Raw genomic sequence first — 19,206 nt, forward strand, 5'->3', positions numbered from 1 at the left:
AATTTCTTCCGCGCATCAGAACTTCACGTTCATCGTCGCGACAAAAGTGCGGCCCGGCGCGGTATAGGCACTGGCTGCCGGGATGTATTTGCGGTCGGTCAGGTTGTTGACCGCGAAACGAAGCGTCGCCTTTTCGTTGAAGGTATAGGAGCCGTATAGGTCCACCGTCGTGTAGGGATCGGTTACCTCCCGCAGATTACCCTCCGTATCGAGCGTCCGCGATTGTGTCGGCGTGACATGGTTGAGCCGCGCACCCAGAGAGAATTTTTCGTCGAAGAAACGCATGCCGCCATCGAGCGTCAGCTTCACCTTGGGCGCAACATCGCCCGGCCATGCGACAATCTCGCCGCTTGTCGTGGTGGTGCCGTTGGAAAATACCTGCGTGTTGTCCGGCCAGTCGGTCTTCAGCAGCGTCGCTGAGCCACCAAGCCAGAAGCTTCGCGCATCGTAATTGCCCTCGAATTCAAGGCCGCGCATATAGGTCGTGCCGTCGAGATTGACGAAGCTGGTATAGGTCCGATCCGCCACCTGATCCGTAACGAGATAACCGAGAGCGATATAATCCTTAACCTCACGGCGAAAGGCGGCCATTTTGATGCGGACGGAATCGTTGTCCAGCAGCACGCCGTCAAAGCTCATATTCGCGCCGATTTCGTAGGTCGTCGCTTTTTCCGCGCGCAGGGACTGGTTCGGGGCGTATTCGTAGCCGGCCGAATCTCCAGGGCGTGCGCCGGCAAAAAAAGCCTCGAGAATTGTCGGCGGTCGCAGGCTCTGGGAATAGCTCGCATAAGGCCGGAACCAGTCAACGGGTTTCAGTTCTATCGTAGCGGACGGCAGCCAGGCACTGTAGGTACGGTCTATTTCCACGTCGTAAGAGGGATACTCCGTCGAATAAGTCGTATCAAAATACGTAGTTCCAGCATCCCGCCATTGGCCGTTGATGATTTCACCCCTGGTTGCAGGCCAGACGTTGTTCAGAGTGTTGCAGGAACCTGTCCTCTGTGTCGCAGTGAAAGTGCGACCACCAAATACACCCGTAGTGCAGATCGCGTAGACACGATCGTAAGTCGGCCGCGAGTATTGCGATACATAGGTGAGATAATTGTCTATCGCGCCTACAACACGGTTTGAACCCGTCGCAACAGTTACCTGATTGTAGTAAGTCGCCAATCCCTTCAGACGTGACCAGTCATAACGCACGCCGCCACTCAGCTTGATCCAATCGGCGGGCTCTAATTCGCCATTTACAAACAGACTGGCAACATCACGCCGTCCGGCAGGACTGAAAGCCGTATAGCTACTCGCGAACGAGGGGTTCTCGCTAATTGCGGAACTGGTGGCAATCGACGATGCAATATCCCGAAATGCTTCCCCACCATAATTCAAACTTAACGCACCCGCTTTTGTATCGAAGCGACTGGTGTTTTCGACACTGACGCCAAAACTGCGTAAGCCCATGTCAAGATTCGTCTCAGCGGCATACCCAATACGCTCTGCACGCAGTTCGTGCGTCATATTGTCGTTCAGCCACAACGAAGATTTGAAATCGATGAGTTCGCTTTCGGGGTCCCAGTCCAGCTTCGCGACGACGCTGTCGTTGCGTACACTTTCCCTGTCGACCACGGTGGACGCACCCTGAACAAAATCATTCTGCTGATGCATCCATGACAACGAAGTCTGCACATCCCCGAAGTCACCTTCGCCCTTGAAAAAGGTCGACCAACCGTCCCTGCCGAGCAGGTCCTTCATCGTCAAAGCGGTGCTTCGTGCCTCGCCTCTTGTTCCGATCTTGTATTCATCCATGATCGTGCGGCTGTAACCGGCAACAAAGGAGAGAGGGCCATTCGGCTCACGAACTGCGGCCAGAACCGAACCCTGAAAATCGTAACCATTTGTGCCACGGGAGACATTCACCTCCGCCCCCTTGTTCGCACCCTCGGGGATCAGATCGGCGGCGCTGACGGTACGGAACTCGACCTTCCCGCCAAGCGAACCCGCGTTACCCGACCTCGCATTGGTTATTTTCTCGATCTCGACAGCACGGATAAAGGCAACATCGACGTAACCCTGCCCGGCGCTCGCGGTGTAACTCGTGGCCCCGCCGAAAGCTGCGCCACGCTGCGCATTCTGCCGCGCACCATCGATGGAGACGACCACGCGGCCGCTTTCCTGCAAGCCACGTATATTGGGCGAAACGGTCGGGAAGCTGCCGTTGCCCTCACCGGCGTAGACGCCGGAGACGCGGTTGAAGACATCGCGCGTGTTACGCACGCCGGCGGACTGGATCGCCTCGCGGCTGACGACGCTGACACTGGCGGGTGTTTCATAAACCCAGTCGGGCGTTCCCTGATAACCGGTGCCGGCAATGGAATTGCGTCCGGTTTTTCCGGTCACTGTAATTTCTTCCAGAACGGTGGTGCCTTCCGCCTCGGAAAGATCGGCAGCGGCCTGGCCCGAGCCGATGACGACGGTTCTGCCACTTCCGGTAAACCGGAAATTCACGCCCGTGCCGGCCAGAAGCCGGGACAGCGCATCCCGCACCGTAAAACTGCCGGTAACGGCATTGGTGCGCACATTGCCGGCGGACGGCGTGGCAAGCGTAACCTGCAGACCGGATTGCCGCCCGAAAACGCCGACAACGGAGGACAGCGGCTGGGCGGGAATATTAAAAGGCCGCGTTGCACCCTGCTCGCCACCGGAGCGCTGACCATTGGCGGCATTCGGTCCGCTCTGCGCAAAAGCCGGTACCGACATTGAAACGACCACCGCCGTTGTCGCCAAAAGCACGGTCATACGTGCCGGCTTTGCCGCGTTTTTCCCTGAACCGTTCATACGTATCTGGAGGCGCATACTGCTTTTGTCTTCCTGTCTTCGCTCCGGCTATATCTTGACCGGATTACTCAACAAAAAGACGATTGCCTCGGCGGTTTTTTTCAGGGTTTCGGAGAATTTTTTATAAACGACTGAAAATAAATACGATTTTTTGTTTTATGGCGCTTCAGAAACGGGTGATGATGCGGGCAGTATTGGCAATTGCATGAACCTTGCCCTTATAGGGTTCCACCAATGCTTCCAGCGCACGGTCCGGATCGCGAAGATTGTAGAAGCCAGTCACACGCTGCTCTGCAAGCGTCTTGTCCGCCATCGTCAGCCATGCGGGATGATACCGCTGGATTTGCTCGACGACAGAACCGATCGTCGCATCCACAACGTAAAGCTCGCCGTTGCGCCAGCCACCAATATCCTCGACGGGAACGGTCTCTTTCCGGATTGTACCGGAGGCGTCGACAACCAGCATCTCACCCGGCACCAGCCGCGTTGGTGGCGCGTTGCGGAAGGAAGCTTCCACGGAACCATGCGCAAGAGCGACTTGCGTCACGCCATCCGTCATGTCGACATCGAAAGCCGTGCCGAGCACTTGGACGGTCAGGTTTTTCGCCTCCACGACAAAGGGACGGTCGCTATCCGGCACGACATCAAAAAAAGCTTCGCCCTTCAGCACCTTCACATTACGGCGGCCATTGGCAAAATCAGTGGTAAGCGCACTTGCCGCGGCAAGCTGCACCCTGCTGCCGTCTTCAAGGGTTATGGTGCGGCTCTCTGCGGTACTGGTCTGATATTCGGCCTTGATATGGACGAAAAGCGTGGGAACGAACAGTACCGCAAGACAGAGAGACACTGCTGCCACCGCCATGCCGGCATAATGCCGCAAGGACCAGCGCCGTCGCGATGCCTGTTTTCCGGCAACGTCAGGCAGGTGCGGCGCGTCTTCCCAGAGGCTTTTTAAACCCGGCTCGACCAGACCGAGATTGCGCCAAGTCTTGCATGTCCGCTCCCAGGCCAGACGATTTGCCGGCGAAGCAGCCAACCATTGATCAAATTCCGCCTTCAGCCTCGGTTCCGCCGAACCCGTCTGCAGGCGTATCAGCCAGTCGGCAGCCTCCTCCGCCTTCCCGGTCGGCAATGTTATTTTTTTATCGGGATCAATTGTCATTGAGCCGGTCAGTTCCTTTGACTGGGCGGAGGAGATGCCTCGTCTTCCGTGTTGCTATAAAGACGTTTGAGGGAGAACTTTTTTTCACAAGATGAAACAATAAAGGCTATTTTACTGCATTTCTTTGGTAATGGCGGCAATACTACTCTTAATCAGACGGTGGGCGCTAGCCACGGATACGCCGAGGTGACGGGCGATCTCTTCCATATTGTAACCGCCAAATCTATGCATTTCCAATGCCACACGCGCCTGGACCGGCAGAGAGGCCAAAATAATCTGCATCTGTCGGACCTCGTCGCAGAACAGGGCGTGCTCTTCTGGTGTGCCGTGACCCTGCGGTATGCCCCAGAACGGGGTATCGTCGGGACGCTCCCGCAGGTCCTGCCGGTTGCGGCGGCGATTATCGAGGGCGAGGTTGCGGACGATGCGGAAAAGATAGGATTTGAGGTTGGAGGGATTGCCGGAACCTTCGGGAACGAATTTCAGGAATGCCTCCTGAACCACGTCCTCCGCGTCCGCCCGCGACCCTAAAATAAGCGTGGCGTATTTGATCAGGTCAACCCTGTGCGCGACGTAAGCGTTATAACGCTTGTCATCTTCCCGTATGCCCATGTCTCAACCGAGAGAAATTTCAAGGATAAACGAAACTGCAAGCCCCCAAACGACAAAGCAGTTTTCCCGTCTAAACCTCTAGCACCCAAACTCTCGACCGAACAGCTATTTCATGACTATTATTATCAAGAATTTGTGCGGTCGCGGGTCCTGCAACAGCCAGAGACTCGCAGACCCGGCGGCAGGCGCGGCCGGGCCCTGTGATAGCGTCAGATAGCGCCGTCGACTATAACCATCGGCCTGCCCTGCGAACAGGGTTCGATACGCGCATCGATGCGGTAGATATCGCGCAGCATGGCCGGAGTTATCACCGTCTCGGTGCTGCCGCTCACCACCATTTCGCCGCGCGCGATCACCATCGTATTCTCGCAATAACGAAGCGCATGATTGAGGTCGTGCAGGGCGATCAGCACGATCATGCCAGTCTTCTGGGCAAGGTCGGTCACAAACCCCAGAACCTCGACCTGCCGGTGGAGGTCGAGAGCAGATGTCGGCTCGTCCATCAACAGTACCTCCGGCTTGCGGGCCAGCGCCTGCGCCAGGGACACAAGCTGCCGCTGACCGCCAGACAATTCGCCGAGCCCCCGGAAGGCGAGATCGTGGATTTTCAGCGCCTTGAGAATGGCGTCGATCTCAAACAGCTCATCGTCGTGAACACGCCACCCGCCGCCCTGCTTGGCGGACAGAAGCACGGATTCGTAAACCGTCAGCACGGCGTTGGCGCCGGTGTCCTGCGGCATGTAGCAGATGGCCCGGTTGCCGCGTGCCGTATCTGACAACTCGACAAGCCCGGGACCGGAGATCAGGCTGGCGATGCGCTTGAAAAGCGTGGACTTGCCGGCAGCGTTCGGGCCAATAACCGCCGTGACACTGCCGCTTTCCAGCGTATCGATGCCGACCTTGGAGAGAACAGTCGTGCGGCCGTAGGCAGCGCCGACATCCTTCAATGCGAGCGCTACCATGCGCGTCTCCTGTTGCCGAAAATGAGCGCGAAAAAGAACGGTACGCCAACCAGCGCCGTGATGACGCCGATTGGCAGAATTGCGCCGGGAATGAGGATTTTGCTGATAACAGAGGTCGCCGACAGCAGCAGCGCCCCGCAGATCACCGAGCCCGGCAGGAAGAACCGCTGATCTTCGCCCACCACCATGCGGGCTATGTGCGGGCCGACAAGCCCGACGAAACCGATGGTACCAACGAAAGAAACCGGAATCGCGGCCAGAAGGCTGACCGTCAGCATGGTCTGCAGCCGCAGCCGACGCACATTGATGCCCATGCTGGCTGCCTTGTCGTCACCCAGCCGAAGCGCCGTCAGCGCCCATGCGTTGCGCATGAACATCGGCACCGTAACGAGAAGAATACCACCGGTGATATAGACCTTTTCCCACGTGGCCTTGGTAAGGCTGCCCATGGTCCAGAAAACGACGGCGGCGAGCGCCTGTTCGGAAGCCAGATATTCAAGCAGCGACAATGCGGCATTGAAGGTGAACACCAGCGCGATGCCGAGAAGGACGATAGTCTCCACGGTTACGCCGCGCATCGTCGAGGCAAAATGAATGAACAGGGCGGCAATCATCGCCATGATGAAGGCGTTGATCGGCACCATGTACTGGACGGCACCGGGAAAGATCGCAACGCCGCCAACAAGGGCCAGCGCGGCGCCGAAACTGGCAGCGGCCGAAATGCCGAGCGTAAACGGACTGGCGAGAGGATTGGACAGGATGGTCTGCATCTGTGCGCCCGCAACCGAAAGCGACGCGCCGACGGTGACCGCCATCAGCGCAATCGGCATGCGGATATCCCATATCACCACCCGAAGCTGGTTTGCAGCAGCAGCCGGATCGGCAATCGTCGCCAGAACTTCTGATATCGTGTAGCGCGCCGGACCAAGTGCCATGTCGGCAGCCATACTGAAACAAAGGGCGATGAAAAGCCCGAAGAGAATAACGATCCTTCGTGCGGCAAGGGCGCGATATTGATCGCGCCCACTCACGCCAACGGCGATTTCATTCAACGAACTCATTCATTCGAACCTTTTTCGAGGGATGCGAAGTAGCCCGGCTTGTAGGTGACGGGCAGGAATTTCCGGTGAAATTCCTCAAAATTCTTCTCGGGATTGAGATCGGCGAAGAGCTCGGGATGGAACCATTTGGCGAATTGCTGAATCGGAAAGAACTCGTAGGGCGCGCCGTAGAACTGGTGCCAGACGGCATGGACATTACCTTGTTTGACAGCCTTCAGTTCCGGAAACGGCGTGCGCTTCATCAGGTTTGCCAGTCTTTTCCGGGAAAGAGCCATGTCGGCTCCGCGTCCAACGGGAACGAACTGGTTGATATCGGATTCAGCTGCCCAGTTTGAGCCGGTTACGATGACATGATCCGGATCGGCAACGACGAGCTGCTCGGGATTGAGATCGCCGAACGTCGTCTTGATGATGCCGTCGGCAATATTATGGCCGCCAGCGAGATCGACCATCGCGCCGAAATTGACCGGGCCGAAGGTGCGGCAGCAATTGTCCTCACCGGAAATGCCGGGCGCGCGCTCGATGAAGACGCCGGGACGCTTCAGGTCCTTGACGCTGGCTAGCCGGTCGGTCACGCGGGCGATTTCTGCACGGCGATAGGCGATGAATTCCTTTGCACGCTCTTGCGCGCCAAACATTTTCCCGAGAATTTCAATCGAGGCTTCGCTGTTCTTTTCGGGATCGATACGAAAATCGAGATAGACGATCTTGATTCCGGCGGCGGCGGCCTTCTCTTCGAAACCACTTTCCTTGGCGGATTTTTCCGCTTCCAGATTGAGGGTGATCACGTCAGGCGAAAGGGTAATGGCCGTTTCCAGACTGAAATCGCCCTGCGGCACATAACCGAAGCGCGGCAGTTTTTCGATCTGCGGAAAGCGCTCGACATAGGCGGCGTAGCTGTCAGGGTCCTTCTTGAGGAGATCGTCACGCCAGCCGACAATGGTGTCGAAGGTCTGGTCGCCCTTAAGCGCCGCGATGACGTGGATCTGGCGCGCCTCACCGACGATGACACGTTTGACCGGCAGGTCCAGCTCGACCTTGCGTCCGGTGACATCGGTGATTTCTCCGGCATAAGCCGGCAAAGCGAGAAAAGACAAAGCCAGCACCGCAAGATGCCTGAGAGCGTTAAGCCGCATGAGAAATCCTCTTATTTCCAAAAGAAAATGATGAAGCCGCATGGCTGCGGCTTCATCCATCGATCGGACGGCGCTCCCCTTCACCGTCCCTGTCTTATTTCGTGTCCTTCAGCGACACAAAGTAACCGGGCTTGTAGTCGAGAGGCAGGAAGCGGGCATGCAGCTCCTTGAAGGTCGCCTCGGGGTCGAGATCCTTAAAGAGGTCCGGGTGCAGCCACTTGGCGATTTCCTGAATGGCCACGAACTGATACGGGTTGTTGTAGAACTGGTGCCAGATAGCGTGGACATTGCCGTTCTTGACCGCCTGTACCCCGGTGAAAGCCGGGCGCTTGGTCAGGTTTTCAAGCTTGCGGTGGGCTTCCTTCATATCCGCGCCATAACCGACACCGACCCAGTTGCCGCCGGGAACATAACCGTTCCAGTTGCCACCCGTGATGATGATCTGTTCCGGATTGGAGGCGATGATCTGTTCCGGATTGACGTTGCCGAACGTGCCGGGAATGATGTCCTTGGCCATGTTGATGCCGCCGGCGAGTTCGACCATCTTGCCGAAATTCTCGTTGCCGAAGGACATGCAGCAATCGTCGGAATAACCGCCGGCGCGTTCGACGAACACGACGGGCTTCTTCGGATTGGCCTTTTCGAGCGTATCGGTGACCTTGGCGATGGAGTCCGCGCGGAACTTGATGAAGTCCTCGGCGATCTTTTCCTTGCCGGTCAGCTGGCCCATCAGACGCATGCTCGGCTCGGTGTTTTCCATCGGCTTTTCGCGGAAGTCGACGTAAACAAGCGGGATGCCGACCTTTTCGAGCTTCTCGATGTAACCGGCCTCCTGCGTCGCGGTCTTCGCGTCGATGTTCATCAGGATCACGTCTGGCTTCAGCGAAATGGCCTGCTCGATGTCGAAGGTGCCGTCTTTCATGCCGCCAAAGGTCGGCAGCTTGGCAATATCAGGGTACTTGGCAAGATAGGCCGCATAGGTTTCCGGGTCGGCTTTCGCCAGGTCGTCGCGCCAGCCGACAACGTGCTGGAAAGGGTTTTCCTTGTCGAGCGCCGCCAGGAAATAGATCTGACGGCCTTCGCCGAGGATCACATGCGAAACGGGCACATTGACTTCCACGTCGCGGCCGGTCACATCCTTGACGGTGACCTTTTCGGCCAATGCAGGCCACGCTGCGGATACGAGAAGGCCAAGGGCAAGTGCCGCGGATTTGGCTGAGATGCGCATCGGATATTGCTCTCCAGTGTTGACTGGCGCGGCTGTATTATTTTCTGACTATACTAGTCAAGTTTTATGTTTTAGAGCCATTCTTAACTGACCGGTATGTGAGCTGAAGACCGATGATCGACACTATCCACTATGGCAAAAACGACAGTCTGAGAGACGAAATCAAAACCTATTGGTCCGGCCGCGCCGCGACTTTCGACCTTTCCCCGGGTCATGAGATTTTCTCCGAAGAAGAGCGCGAGGCCTGGCACGCGCTGGTTTTGAAGCATCTGGGCCAGGGAGAAGGCCGCAAGGCGCTGGATCTGGCCAGCGGCACCGGCGTTATCTCGCACCTGATGGACGATCTCGGTTTTCAGGTCACCGGCATGGATTGGTCGGAAACCATGCTGGAGCTTGCAAGGGCGAAGGCGAAAACCCGCGGGCGCAATATCCGCTTTTTTGTCGGCGACGCCGAAAACACGATGGAGCCGGACGAAAGCGCCGACGTCATCATCACCCGCCATCTGGTCTGGACGCTGGTTGACCCGAAGGCAAGCTTTGCCGAATGGTTCCGTGTCTTGAAACCCGGCGGACGCCTGCTGATCGTCGATGGCGATTTCGTCAACACCGGCTGGCGCGAAAGACTGGTCAAGAAGCTGGCGGCGGGTCTGGAAAGCATCGGCCTTGTGAAGCCGGACCAGCCGCACAAGCCGGCGGATCCGGAAAACACCTTCAACAGCATTCTATCGCGGGTCTATTTTTCACAGGGTGCAAGAGCTGGTGACGTTGCAGCGCTGTTGCGTGAAACCGGCTTCGAGCCCGTTGCCATCGATCAGGAACTTCAGGCCATTCATCGTGCCCAGGCAAAAAATTTCAGTCTGCTGAAAGGCATCTTGCGGGGATTGCAGCACCGTTATGCAATATGCGCCGTGAAGCCGCACACGTCCGACAAGGGATAGGGCGACCAAAGCCCACAAGCTGCCGCCCAGCTCACCGTCACCCCGGATGTGATCCGGGGTCCAGTGCGACCAAGTCCTTGATCGCGTAATAATAGTTTCTCACGGTGAAGACGCGCCTTGGCTGGATGCCGGATCTAGTCCGGCATGACGCATGAAAACGCGACGAAGGCACCTCATTTTTCCGCCCGCTCGAATAGCTCCTCAAAGCGCGGCTTCGCCCGGCCTGGGACCTCTACCGTCCTGTAGCTCTGCGGCAAAACCGCGTCCCCCACCTTGATCAGCATGACCATGCCCATGCCGTAATGCGGCGAGCATTTGATGCCGTAAAAGCCTGGCTTTTCGAAACCGGTCTCGAATTCGTCGTTGATCCGGCTTTTGAAACCTTCAATATCTTCGGGAACCATACCATCGATCGTCGCGGCATTATGGCTCTTGTGGCTCGGCACGAAGCGCACGCGGTCGCCGGGAGCGATCTTCAGAAAATCGGGCTCGAACACCATGGACCCCTTTTCGCCACGGTTCAGCATCTTCACCTCGAAGGTCTCGGCTCCGGCTTGAATGGAAAACCCTGTGGCCACAACCATGGCAAGTCCCGCGGAAACGCAAAGCTGTCGGGCGCAAAAGCGGAGATTTGCAAGTCTTTTCAATTTCATCATCGTGCCGTTGCTTTCCTTGCGTGATCGGCCGCACCGTGGGCCGGCAGAAAACGAATATGTGAAAATCCGCTTTCATCCGTGGTGACGACGGATTGCACCCCGAACACATCGGCGATGGTCGCAGAGGTGAGAACTTCGCGCGGTGGGCCGACAGCGATCATTTCACCGCGATGCATGATGGCGACGCGGTCGCAGAACATGGCGGCGTGATTGAGATCATGCAGCGCCGCCACAACCGTCAGTCCCTGCCTGCGCACCAGATCGAGCAGACCGATCTGGTGGCCTATATCGAGATGGTTGGTCGGTTCGTCCAGCAGCAGAATATGCGGCTCCTGCGCCAATGCGCGGGCAATGTGCAGGCGCTGGCGTTCGCCGCCGGAAAGGTGATGCCAGTTTCGCTCGGCCTTGTCCGCCATATCGACATTTCCGAGCGCCGCATCGACGATGGCGTCGTCCTTTGGCGACCATGCGGAAAGCGGGCCGAGATAGGGCGTGCGCCCCAGTTCCACGGCCTGTCGCGCGCTGATGCGCTCGGTGGTTTCGGCCTGCTGCTCCACAAAGGCCAGCCTGCGGGCAAGTTCGCGCCGCCCGAATGTGGCAAGCCGTTCCTCACCAAGCATGACATGACCCCGACGCGGCATGCGAATGCCGGCCAGCATGGAAAGCAACGTGCTTTTGCCCGAACCGTTCGGCCCGATGATACCCAGAAACTCGCCCGTGGCGACCTCCAGCGAAACACCGCGCACGATGTCGAGATTGCCGGCATGGAAATGCAGATCGTGGGCGGATAATTTCATGACCGGCCTCTCTTCTGCCCGAGAATAAAGGCGAAGGCGGGCGCGCCGACCAGCGCAGTGATCACGCCGATCGGCAGCACCTGCCCCGGAATGACGGTGCGCGAGAGAATATCTGCGATGATCATGAAAATTGCACCGGTCAGCGCCGTCACCGGCAGCAACATGCCGTGGCGAACGCCAACGAAGATGCGCGCCGCATGCGGGATGACGAGACCGACGAAGCCGATGGAACCGACCAGCGACACCATGACTGCCGTCATGACCGCCGAAACCGAGATCAGCACCGCATAGACCCGGCGCACCGGAATACCGAGCGAAGCTGCTGCCTGACCGCCGAAAGCGAAAGCATCAAGCGCGCGTGCGTACCAGAGGCACACCCCAAGACCCGCAATACTGACCGGCAAAGCCAGCCAGACATCCGGCCAGCGCACGCCCGAAAGATTGCCCAGCAGCCAGAACATGATGCCGCGCGCCTGTTCGGCATTGGCGGATTTGGTGACGATGAACGACGTCATGGCGTTGAACAGTTGCGAACCGGCGACCCCCGCCAGGATGATGGCGCTGTTGCCGTGCCCTGCCCGCACCGCCAGAAGGCTGACAAGCGAAAAAGCCACAAAAGCCCCGATCAGGGCGCCGGCCGGCATCGTCAGGAACCCCGCCCCGAAGCCCAGAAGCGCCACGGCCACGGCACCGGTTGAGGCGCCTGCTGAAATACCGAGGATATAGGGATCGGCGAGCGGGTTGCGCAGAAGTGATTGAAGCACCGCACCGGCCAGCGCCAGCGAGGCGCCACAGCACGCGGCAACAACGGCGCGGCTGAGGCGGTAACTCCAGACGATGCCCTCATCCAGCGGCTCCAGCGGATAACCCGCATGGAAGACACGATTGGCAATGGTCTTTGCCACCACGTCGAACGGAATGGCAGTCTCGCCGATGGCCGCACCGGCCATCAGCGCGACGAGCAGCAGGGCGAGTGCGGCAAAAGCCAGACCCGCCCTGCCAAGATTGACGGAAAGACCGTTCACTTGGCGAGACCGGCTGTTGAAATCGCCTCGGCCAGCGTTTCAATGCCTTCGATCGTGCGGATGGTCGGGTTCATCGCCTGCGCGTCCATTTCGAAGACATGGGCCGCCTTGACGGCGGGCATGATGCTGGCAACCGGATCGGTAGCGAGGAACTTGAGCTTGACGGCGACGTCATCGGCGGGGAAACGCCGGCGGTCCATCTTGCCGGCAACGATCACGGACGGATTGGCCTTGGCGATGGTTTCCCAGCCAACAGTCGGCCATTCCTCATCGCTTTCGATAACGTTCTTCAGCCCGAGCGCGGACATGATGTAACCCGGCGCACCATTGCGGCCCGCCACGTAGGGATCGATATCCAGCTCGGCGCTGGAAAACCAGAAGACTGCTGAAATCTTGCCATTCGCCGAAGCGATCTTGGCGCGGGCGGCTTCCTCACGCTTTTTCAGGTCGGCAACGACTTCCTCGCCGCGATCCTGCACGTTGAAAATTTTCGCAAGGTCGCGGACCTCCTGGTAGATCAGGTCCATGGTGAAAACGGACTTGCGCACGCCGTCGCCGCCGCCGGAATTGTCCTTGCCCATGCAATCGGCAGGCGAAGTATAAACGGGAATACCGAGTTCGGCGAATTGCTCCGGTGTTCCGACAACACCTTCGGGACCGATCTGCCACTGGAACTGCGTCGTCACGAGGTCCGGCCTCTTGCCAACCACCGCCTCGAAGCTCGGATCATTGTCGGCAAGCCGCTCCACCTTGGCATTGGCGTCTTCGTAACCCTTCAGAACCGGGCCGATCCACAGCGCCGTGCCTACGACCTTGTCGGCCACGCCGAGCAGATAGAGAACCTCGGTCGTGCTCTGGCCGACCGATACTGTGCGGGCGGGCGCCTGCTTGAAGGTGATTTCGTGGCCGCAGCTATTGATCGTCAGCGGATAGGTGGTTTCGGCAGCCTGAGCGGCACCGGCGGGCAAGGCCGCTAATGCGACAGCCAGAAGACCGGCGGAAACCGGCAGGCGTTTGAAATGAAACATATGTTCTCCAGTCTAAATAAAGTGGCGTGATCCGCAGGCCGCGCGTCAAAACGCGTAGTGACAGAGCGACAACAAGTGTGGAGATGGAGAACGGGACTCTAAATACGTTTCCGCGGACGGAAAGGTCATAATAAGCTCCTCTTCCGGGCATCCCCGCCCGTAACGATGGTCAATATTATGACGGCAGGTCTCCTGGCTCACGAATATACGCCGTTCATCTGCCTTCCCGCACCTTGAAGGGTGCAGTGGCATGACGCTTTTCAGGCGTCACGAGGATGAACGGCAATCCGCTTACAGTTGCGGGGGCAGCCACGGCATTGGGCGATAGAAATCACCCGCACCATGTTCCCTATTAATCCCTTTGCCCTTCGGCTTCAGGAACCGTCGCTTTCTGACATAAGGGGCAAGCGCCGGGGCGTCAATTGCGATAGTGCTGCAGCTCAGCACAAAGACGGACCCGCCAACGCGAAAATTTTTGTAGCGCCGGAAAGCGCCGGTTGCGGCGCGTCTTTGGACATGGTGGTAAGGGTTTCAATCACGACCAGCCCGGATTGCGCAATAAAATCAATAAAGAGACTATTGTCGCTGATGGTGTCGAGACGCACCAGCTCATCATCCAGATCGGTAAAATGCCGCCTCACAAGCGCAATCGCATCCATGTCCGCACCCGCAACGACCGGACCGATAATGTGGCCCCGCCCCGCCGCACGGCGCAGCGCAAAAGCGGTAAGACGGTCCGCCTCAAACACACCGTAACCCGCATTCTGCGTCAAAAGTCGCTGCAAAACGTTCCGGCGCGAAACGCCAAAAGCCGCCCGGTCTAGTTCCACCACATCAGTCAGATGACCTGCGGATAACGGCTCTATTCGTTGTTTTCTGCCGGGCGGCGGTATCTCGAAAAGGCAATTCGCCCTTCCCCGGAACAGATATACTTTTTCCGTATCACCGGCAAAACCCAACCTTGAAAACAACCGCCGCGACGCTCCCGTCGCGTTCAATCGCAGGGAGACAGTGGGGAATTTCGCGACAAGTTTCTGCACCAGCCATGGTGCTACGCCCTGCCCCTGCAAACGGGGGGAAACAATGACCATGCCAAGCGTCGCAAACCCCTGATCATAGGGAAAGAGCATCGCGGTTGCGACAACACGGTCGATCTCATCGAGGGCGGCGAGACCCACGCCGCATTGCCGCAGAAAACACCATTCATTCGCGTGATATCGCCATCCGACGGCCATGGAGAGTGCATGCAGATGATCGGCATCCACGTCCGCGATATCCACGGTCCGCAGCTCGAAACTATCGACTTTGAGCAGGTCCATAACCAACGGCCCTCATCCCCTACGGCTCACAACCTTCATCCGGTCCCGGCCTAGCCCACGACATCCGACGGTAGCCGGTTACGCCAGCACGAATTTTCTGAAAGCACTGGAAGGTCACAACAATCTACCGAAATCATTCGCATTTCAGCAGATAAACGTCGCAGTCCATTCTAAGCTTTCGGGATGACAATCCGGTCAGCGGAGACGACCATTGAACGCAATCGAAATCCTTGAGCGTCTCGTCGGTTTCCCGTCGGTCGTTGGAACCGCCAATGGCGATATTGCCGGCTGGATCGCCGATTATCTTGAAAGCCACGGCGCGAAAGTATCGCTGCTTGCGGGACCGGAGGGCGACCGCGCCAATCTCTTCGCCACCTTCGGCCCGGCCGATCGCGCCGGCTATGTTTTGTCCGGCCATATGGATGTCGTACCCGCCAGCGAGCCGGAATGGTCTTCCGATCCCTTTATACTGCGGGCGGAAAATGATCGTCTCTACGGGCGCGGAACCACCGACATGAAGGGTTTTCTGGCCACGGTTCTCGCCGCGGCGCCTGCATTTTCGCGCATGGCGCTGAAACGTCCCGTGCATATCGCCTTTTCCTATGACGAGGAGGCGGGTTGCCGTGGCGTTCCGCATCTTCTCGCCAGATTGCCTGAACTGTGCGCCGCACCGGCCGGCGCAATTATCGGCGAACCGAGCAATATGCGGGCGGTTCGTGCACACAAGGGCAAAGCAGCAGCTCGCATTACCATCCGTGGCCGTTCCGGCCATTCATCCCGGCCTGATCAGGGGGTGAATGCCATTCATCTGATGACCGGCATCATGGCAAAGGCCGTAGAGACGGCACATGAGCTGACGAAAGGCCCCTTTGAAGCGACTTTCGAGCCACCCTACTCCTCGCTGCAGGTCGGCACGATGAAGGGCGGCCAGGCGATCAACATCATCCCCGATTTCTCGGCCATCGAGCTGGAAGCGCGGGCGATTTCCGGCATATCGCCGCTTGAACTCCTCGGGCCGGTTCGCGCAAGCGTCGAGGTTCTTGCAGCAAAGGGTGTCGATATCGAATGGACGCCTATGAGCGATTATCCGGCGCTTTCGCTTGCAGCCAATGCTCCGCTTGTTCTGCTTCTGGAGGAATTGACCGGCACCCCCTGTCTCGCCGCCGTCAGCTACGGCACGGAGGCGGGGCTGTTCCAGGCGGCGGGCATCGACGCCATCATCTGCGGACCAGGAGATATCGGCCGCGCCCACAAGCCGGACGAGTTCATAACGACGGGCGAACTTTCGGCCTGCCAGTCGATGCTGGAAACACTCGCAAGCCGCTGTGCGGCTTGAACCTTCGGGAAGCATAGATTTCAGATGACGTTTCTCTTCAATTCCGACGCCAAGCGCGGCGAGATTTTCCGGCAGGCTCTAGCTGCAGAACTGCCTGATCTGCCGTTTTCGATGGATGCATCAACTGTCGATCCCGATGCAGTCCGTTACCTCATCACCTGGACGGTACCGCAGGACATTGCCCGTTACCGCAATCTCGAAGTCCTGTTTTCGATCGGCGCGGGTGTCGACCAGTTTCACATCGAGGCGATCCCTGAGACGGTAAAGGTCGTACGCATGGTGGATGAGGGCATCATCCGCATGATGCAGGAATATATCTGCCTCGGTGTACTTTCCCTCCACCGCAACCTGCCAGTCTATTTAAACCAGCAGCGCCACCAACTGTGGAATGCCCTGCCCCAGCGTCAGGCGGAAGAGTGCCGGGTGGGCGTTCTCGGCCTCGGCATGCTGGGCGTTGCGGCGCTGGAGCGGCTGAAACCTTTCGGCTTTCCGCTTTCCGGCTGGAGCCGCTCACAGCGTCAGATCGATGGCGTCACCTGCCATCATGGCGACGACGGCCTCAAATCCATTCTCTCCACCAGCGATATTCTCGTCTGCCTGCTGCCTCTCACCGAAGAGACCACGGGGCTTCTGAACGCCGAGCGTCTGGGGATGCTTCCCGAAGGGGCTGCTCTGGTTCACGCCGGGCGCGGCAAACAGCTCGATCATGACGCTTTGCTCGATGCACTCAACAGCGACAGGCTTTCAGGTGCGGTGATTGACGTTACCGATCCGGAGCCCCTGCCCAAAGACCACCGCTTCTGGACCCATCCGAAAATTCTCCTGACGCCGCATATTGCCAGCGTCACCCAGCCCCATTCCGCTGCCCGCACCGTCGTCGAAAATATCAAACGATACGAATCCGGTCTCGAACCGCTCGGCCTCGTTGACCGTAGCCGCGGATATTGATCCTACCGTTCCAAGAAAGGACACCCATGTCTCTCCTCAAGACCATCGACACCAATCCCGCCTTTGAACCGAAAGCCTCCAAGGCCCTGCCCGAACGCCTCATCGCCGGCGACCCGTCGTTCAAAACCTGGCCGCTAGATGAAGCCCGTGATGGCACCGTGCATACCGGCATCTGGGAAGCGACCCCCGGCGAAAGCCGCTCGATCAAGGGCGAGACATTCGAGTTCTGCCACATTCTCGAAGGCGTCATCGAGATCACACCGGAGGGCGGCGCGCCGCTGCGTTACACGGCGGGCGACAGCTTCGTCATGAAGCCCGGTTTCGTTGGCGTCTGGAAGACAATCGAAACCGTGCGCAAGATCTATGTGACCGTGAACGGATGATTTGCCGAACAGCATGCCTGGCATCCCGGCTGATGCAGAGGCATTTTTGAGAACAGCGATGGCTGGCAATCCGCAGGTGGATGCCAGCCATGGTTTACATGGGTATCCTGCCCGGATGCCTTTCGACCGGATTTACGGCCCTCGATCGGACCCGTCGCAAGGTTTTCGGCGCGGTCTTCATGCCCGCCGAAGATTGCGCTGTGGGCCACCAGCAAAACAGGATTTTCGTTCACCGCCCCCGCCGCAGTCGGTCGATGCTGCTTGCCATCAGGGAGTAGCTTTGGCGCATATCCACAGAGGATCATCCATGACGCTCAGCTTCGATCCAGACAGCCTGTCCCTGCCGATCGGCCATTTCATCGGCGACCGGCTGATCCCGGCTAAAAACGGCATCGACATGCATCGTCCTTCGGACGGCATCGAATATGCCGGTTGCCCGAAGGCGGATGCGGCACTTGTCGATGAGGCGGTGCAAACCGCCAAAGCCGCACTGAAGAGCAGTAACTGGGGCGGCGTGCGCCCGCGTGAGCGCACCAGGGTGCTGCAACGCTGGGCAGACCTGATCGAGCAGGAAGCCGAGACGCTGGCGAAAATCGAGGCGCTCTCCTCAACCCGGCCCGTGGGCCACCTGATTGCCGGCGATATCGCCGTCACTGCCGAACAGATCCGCTTCTTTGCCGAATTTGCGGACAAGGAGGGCGGTGATCTCGTGCCGACCGACGACACAAGCGTCGGCATGATCATGACCGAGCCCTATGGCGTCGTGGGCGCCATTACGCCTTGGAATTTTCCGGTGTCCATGGCGGGCTGGAAGCTTGGCCCGGCACTCGCAGCCGGCAATGCCGTGGTGCTCAAGCCATCGGAGATGACGCCCTTCTCCAGCATTTTCATGGCGCAACTCGCCATCAAGGCAGGGCTGCCCGCCGGGCTTATCAACATCGTGCTGGGTGACGGGCCAGTGACAGGCAATGCCATCACCGGCCATCCCGAAATTTCCAAGGTCAGCTTCACCGGATCGACGGCAGCAGGTTCGGCCATCATGGCAAATATCGCGCGTACCGGCGTCAAGCCCATGACGCTGGAACTGGGCGGCAAAAGTCCGCAGCTGGTTTTTGCAGATGCCGATATCGAAAAAGCCGCCGCCGCGATCGCCGGCAACATTCTGTCCAATGCCGGGCAGGCCTGCGTTGCCGGCTCGCGCATCATCGTTGAAGAGAGTGTCGCAGAGGCGCTTTCCGCCGCAATCGTCGCCCGCATGAAGACGGTGAAGCCCGGCCCGACCTGGGACGAAGCAACACAGTATTCGCCGATCATCTCCGAAGTGCAGCGCCAGCGCATTGACGGCATCGTGCAGGCGGCTGTCGCCCATGGCGGCGAATGCCTGACGGGCGGCGCGATCATGGACGGTCCGGGTTATTTCTACCAGCCGACCTTGATCGCAAATGTCGACCAGACCTCACCTGCTGTCACAGAAGAGATATTCGGGCCAGTGCTGACCCTGCAAACCTTCAAGACGGAAGAAGAGGCGCTGGCGCTCGCCGATCATCCTACCTACGGTCTTGCCGCGGGTCTTTTCAGCCGCGATATCTCGCGCGTCATGCGCCTGTCTCGCGCCATCCAGGCAGGAACGATCTGGGTCAACCGTTATGGCCGCTCCCGCGACCATATCCTGCCGACCGGCGGTTACAAACGCTCCGGCATCGGCAAGGATCTCGGGCGGGAGGCCTATCTCGCCAACCGCAAGAGCAAAAGCGTCCTGATCGGACTGTAACAGGGGAAACAT

The 19,206-nt window shown here is 58.7% G+C and carries 17 protein-coding genes and 1 riboswitch; of the genes, 5 read left to right on the forward strand and 12 right to left on the reverse strand.

Annotated elements, in window-relative coordinates:
- Nucleotides 1–15: 15 nt before the first annotated feature.
- The 7 genes from GH784_RS09410 to GH784_RS09440 all read right to left on the reverse strand — a co-directional run bounded on the left by GH784_RS09410 (nt 16) and on the right by GH784_RS09440 (nt 8,993).
- Nucleotides 16–2,850 (reverse strand): TonB-dependent receptor, encoded by a 2,835-nt coding sequence (locus tag GH784_RS09410; protein ID WP_065704220.1) that lies wholly within the window; start codon nt 2,848–2,850, stop codon nt 16–18.
- A gap of 148 nt (nt 2,851–2,998) precedes the next feature.
- On the reverse strand, nt 2,999–3,994 hold the full coding sequence (locus GH784_RS09415) for a FecR family protein (RefSeq protein WP_065704222.1): 996 nt from the start codon (nt 3,992–3,994) through the stop codon (nt 2,999–3,001).
- Between the two features lie 111 nt (nt 3,995–4,105).
- On the reverse strand, nt 4,106–4,606 hold the full coding sequence (locus tag GH784_RS09420; protein WP_013761633.1) for an RNA polymerase sigma factor: 501 nt from the start codon (nt 4,604–4,606) through the stop codon (nt 4,106–4,108).
- Nucleotides 4,607–4,815: 209 nt separating this feature from the next.
- On the reverse strand, nt 4,816–5,568 hold the full coding sequence (locus tag GH784_RS09425; RefSeq protein WP_003511038.1) for an ABC transporter ATP-binding protein: 753 nt from the start codon (nt 5,566–5,568) through the stop codon (nt 4,816–4,818).
- Nucleotides 5,562–6,629, reverse strand: coding sequence for a FecCD family ABC transporter permease (locus tag GH784_RS09430; protein WP_019564724.1), 1,068 nt, complete (start codon nt 6,627–6,629; stop codon nt 5,562–5,564). The genes GH784_RS09425 and GH784_RS09430 overlap by 7 nt, the downstream gene beginning before the upstream one ends.
- Nucleotides 6,626–7,765 carry an ABC transporter substrate-binding protein gene (locus GH784_RS09435; RefSeq protein WP_065704520.1) on the reverse strand — a complete coding sequence of 380 codons (1,140 nt, stop codon included), beginning with the start codon at nt 7,763–7,765 and terminating at the stop codon, nt 6,626–6,628. Before GH784_RS09435 ends, GH784_RS09430 begins: the two co-directional genes overlap by 4 nt.
- 94 nt (nt 7,766–7,859) lie before the next feature.
- The gene (locus tag GH784_RS09440; protein WP_003511043.1) at nt 7,860–8,993 is read right to left on the reverse strand and encodes an ABC transporter substrate-binding protein; all 1,134 of its coding nucleotides are present in this window, start codon (nt 8,991–8,993) and stop codon (nt 7,860–7,862) included.
- 113 nt (nt 8,994–9,106) lie between these two features.
- On the opposite strand from GH784_RS09440, the gene GH784_RS09445 reads away from it, so the two are divergent.
- The gene (locus GH784_RS09445; protein WP_065704223.1) at nt 9,107–9,931 is read left to right on the forward strand and encodes a class I SAM-dependent methyltransferase; all 825 of its coding nucleotides are present in this window, start codon (nt 9,107–9,109) and stop codon (nt 9,929–9,931) included.
- A 173-nt stretch (nt 9,932–10,104) separates the two neighbouring features.
- On the opposite strand, the gene GH784_RS09450 is transcribed toward GH784_RS09445, so the two are convergent.
- The 5 genes from GH784_RS09450 to GH784_RS09470 all read right to left on the reverse strand — a co-directional run bounded on the left by GH784_RS09450 (nt 10,105) and on the right by GH784_RS09470 (nt 14,756).
- The gene (locus tag GH784_RS09450) at nt 10,105–10,587 is read right to left on the reverse strand and encodes a pseudoazurin (protein WP_065704224.1); all 483 of its coding nucleotides are present in this window, start codon (nt 10,585–10,587) and stop codon (nt 10,105–10,107) included.
- Nucleotides 10,584–11,384: an ABC transporter ATP-binding protein gene (locus GH784_RS09455; RefSeq protein ID WP_065659581.1), complete on the reverse strand. Its 801-nt coding sequence runs from the start codon at nt 11,382–11,384 to the stop codon at nt 10,584–10,586. The genes GH784_RS09450 and GH784_RS09455 overlap by 4 nt, the downstream gene beginning before the upstream one ends.
- Nucleotides 11,381–12,409 (reverse strand): FecCD family ABC transporter permease, encoded by a 1,029-nt coding sequence (locus GH784_RS09460; RefSeq protein WP_003511052.1) that lies wholly within the window; start codon nt 12,407–12,409, stop codon nt 11,381–11,383. The genes GH784_RS09455 and GH784_RS09460 overlap by 4 nt, the downstream gene beginning before the upstream one ends.
- Nucleotides 12,406–13,437: an ABC transporter substrate-binding protein gene (locus GH784_RS09465; RefSeq protein WP_019564729.1), complete on the reverse strand. Its 1,032-nt coding sequence runs from the start codon at nt 13,435–13,437 to the stop codon at nt 12,406–12,408. The genes GH784_RS09460 and GH784_RS09465 overlap by 4 nt, the downstream gene beginning before the upstream one ends.
- A 165-nt stretch (nt 13,438–13,602) precedes the next feature.
- A riboswitch (cobalamin riboswitch) is annotated at nt 13,603–13,838 on the reverse strand.
- A 39-nt stretch (nt 13,839–13,877) separates the two neighbouring features.
- On the reverse strand, nt 13,878–14,756 hold the full coding sequence (locus GH784_RS09470) for a GNAT family N-acetyltransferase (protein WP_065704227.1): 879 nt from the start codon (nt 14,754–14,756) through the stop codon (nt 13,878–13,880).
- Between the two features lie 211 nt (nt 14,757–14,967).
- On the opposite strand from GH784_RS09470, the gene argE reads away from it, so the two are divergent.
- The 4 genes from argE to GH784_RS09490 all read left to right on the forward strand — a co-directional run bounded on the left by argE (nt 14,968) and on the right by GH784_RS09490 (nt 19,194).
- Nucleotides 14,968–16,092 carry an acetylornithine deacetylase gene (gene argE, locus GH784_RS09475; RefSeq protein WP_065704229.1) on the forward strand — a complete coding sequence of 375 codons (1,125 nt, stop codon included), beginning with the start codon at nt 14,968–14,970 and terminating at the stop codon, nt 16,090–16,092.
- Nucleotides 16,093–16,116: 24 nt separating this feature from the next.
- On the forward strand, nt 16,117–17,040 hold the full coding sequence (locus tag GH784_RS09480; RefSeq protein WP_065704231.1) for a 2-hydroxyacid dehydrogenase: 924 nt from the start codon (nt 16,117–16,119) through the stop codon (nt 17,038–17,040).
- Between the two features lie 26 nt (nt 17,041–17,066).
- Nucleotides 17,067–17,423 (forward strand): cupin domain-containing protein, encoded by a 357-nt coding sequence (locus GH784_RS09485; protein ID WP_013761644.1) that lies wholly within the window; start codon nt 17,067–17,069, stop codon nt 17,421–17,423.
- Nucleotides 17,424–17,730: 307 nt separating this feature from the next.
- Nucleotides 17,731–19,194 carry an aldehyde dehydrogenase family protein gene (locus tag GH784_RS09490; RefSeq protein WP_065704234.1) on the forward strand — a complete coding sequence of 488 codons (1,464 nt, stop codon included), beginning with the start codon at nt 17,731–17,733 and terminating at the stop codon, nt 19,192–19,194.
- Nucleotides 19,195–19,206 lie beyond the last annotated feature (12 nt).

Origin of the sequence: Agrobacterium tumefaciens (genome assembly GCF_009649785.1) — a bacterium.
Classification (GTDB): domain Bacteria; phylum Pseudomonadota; class Alphaproteobacteria; order Rhizobiales; family Rhizobiaceae; genus Agrobacterium; species Agrobacterium tumefaciens.

What these genes read in the sequence shown, in the direction of transcription:
- GH784_RS09490 (WP_065704234.1), top strand. Translation starts at nt 17,731, where the DNA reads ATGACGCTCAGCTTCGATCCAGACAGCCTGTCCCTGCCGATCGGCCAT.
- GH784_RS09450 (WP_065704224.1), bottom strand. Translation starts at nt 10,587, where the DNA reads ATGATGAAATTGAAAAGACTTGCAAATCTCCGCTTTTGCGCCCGACAG.
- GH784_RS09480 (WP_065704231.1), top strand. Translation starts at nt 16,117, where the DNA reads ATGACGTTTCTCTTCAATTCCGACGCCAAGCGCGGCGAGATTTTCCGG.
- GH784_RS09445 (WP_065704223.1), top strand. Translation starts at nt 9,107, where the DNA reads ATGATCGACACTATCCACTATGGCAAAAACGACAGTCTGAGAGACGAA.
- GH784_RS09440 (WP_003511043.1), bottom strand. Translation starts at nt 8,993, where the DNA reads ATGCGCATCTCAGCCAAATCCGCGGCACTTGCCCTTGGCCTTCTCGTA.
- GH784_RS09420 (WP_013761633.1), bottom strand. Translation starts at nt 4,606, where the DNA reads ATGGGCATACGGGAAGATGACAAGCGTTATAACGCTTACGTCGCGCAC.
- GH784_RS09425 (WP_003511038.1), bottom strand. Translation starts at nt 5,568, where the DNA reads ATGGTAGCGCTCGCATTGAAGGATGTCGGCGCTGCCTACGGCCGCACG.
- GH784_RS09455 (WP_065659581.1), bottom strand. Translation starts at nt 11,384, where the DNA reads ATGAAATTATCCGCCCACGATCTGCATTTCCATGCCGGCAATCTCGAC.
- GH784_RS09415 (WP_065704222.1), bottom strand. Translation starts at nt 3,994, where the DNA reads ATGACAATTGATCCCGATAAAAAAATAACATTGCCGACCGGGAAGGCG.
- GH784_RS09435 (WP_065704520.1), bottom strand. Translation starts at nt 7,765, where the DNA reads ATGCGGCTTAACGCTCTCAGGCATCTTGCGGTGCTGGCTTTGTCTTTT.
- GH784_RS09410 (WP_065704220.1), bottom strand. Translation starts at nt 2,850, where the DNA reads ATGCGCCTCCAGATACGTATGAACGGTTCAGGGAAAAACGCGGCAAAG.
- GH784_RS09430 (WP_019564724.1), bottom strand. Translation starts at nt 6,629, where the DNA reads ATGAGTTCGTTGAATGAAATCGCCGTTGGCGTGAGTGGGCGCGATCAA.
- GH784_RS09465 (WP_019564729.1), bottom strand. Translation starts at nt 13,437, where the DNA reads ATGTTTCATTTCAAACGCCTGCCGGTTTCCGCCGGTCTTCTGGCTGTC.
- GH784_RS09470 (WP_065704227.1), bottom strand. Translation starts at nt 14,756, where the DNA reads ATGGACCTGCTCAAAGTCGATAGTTTCGAGCTGCGGACCGTGGATATC.
- GH784_RS09485 (WP_013761644.1), top strand. Translation starts at nt 17,067, where the DNA reads ATGTCTCTCCTCAAGACCATCGACACCAATCCCGCCTTTGAACCGAAA.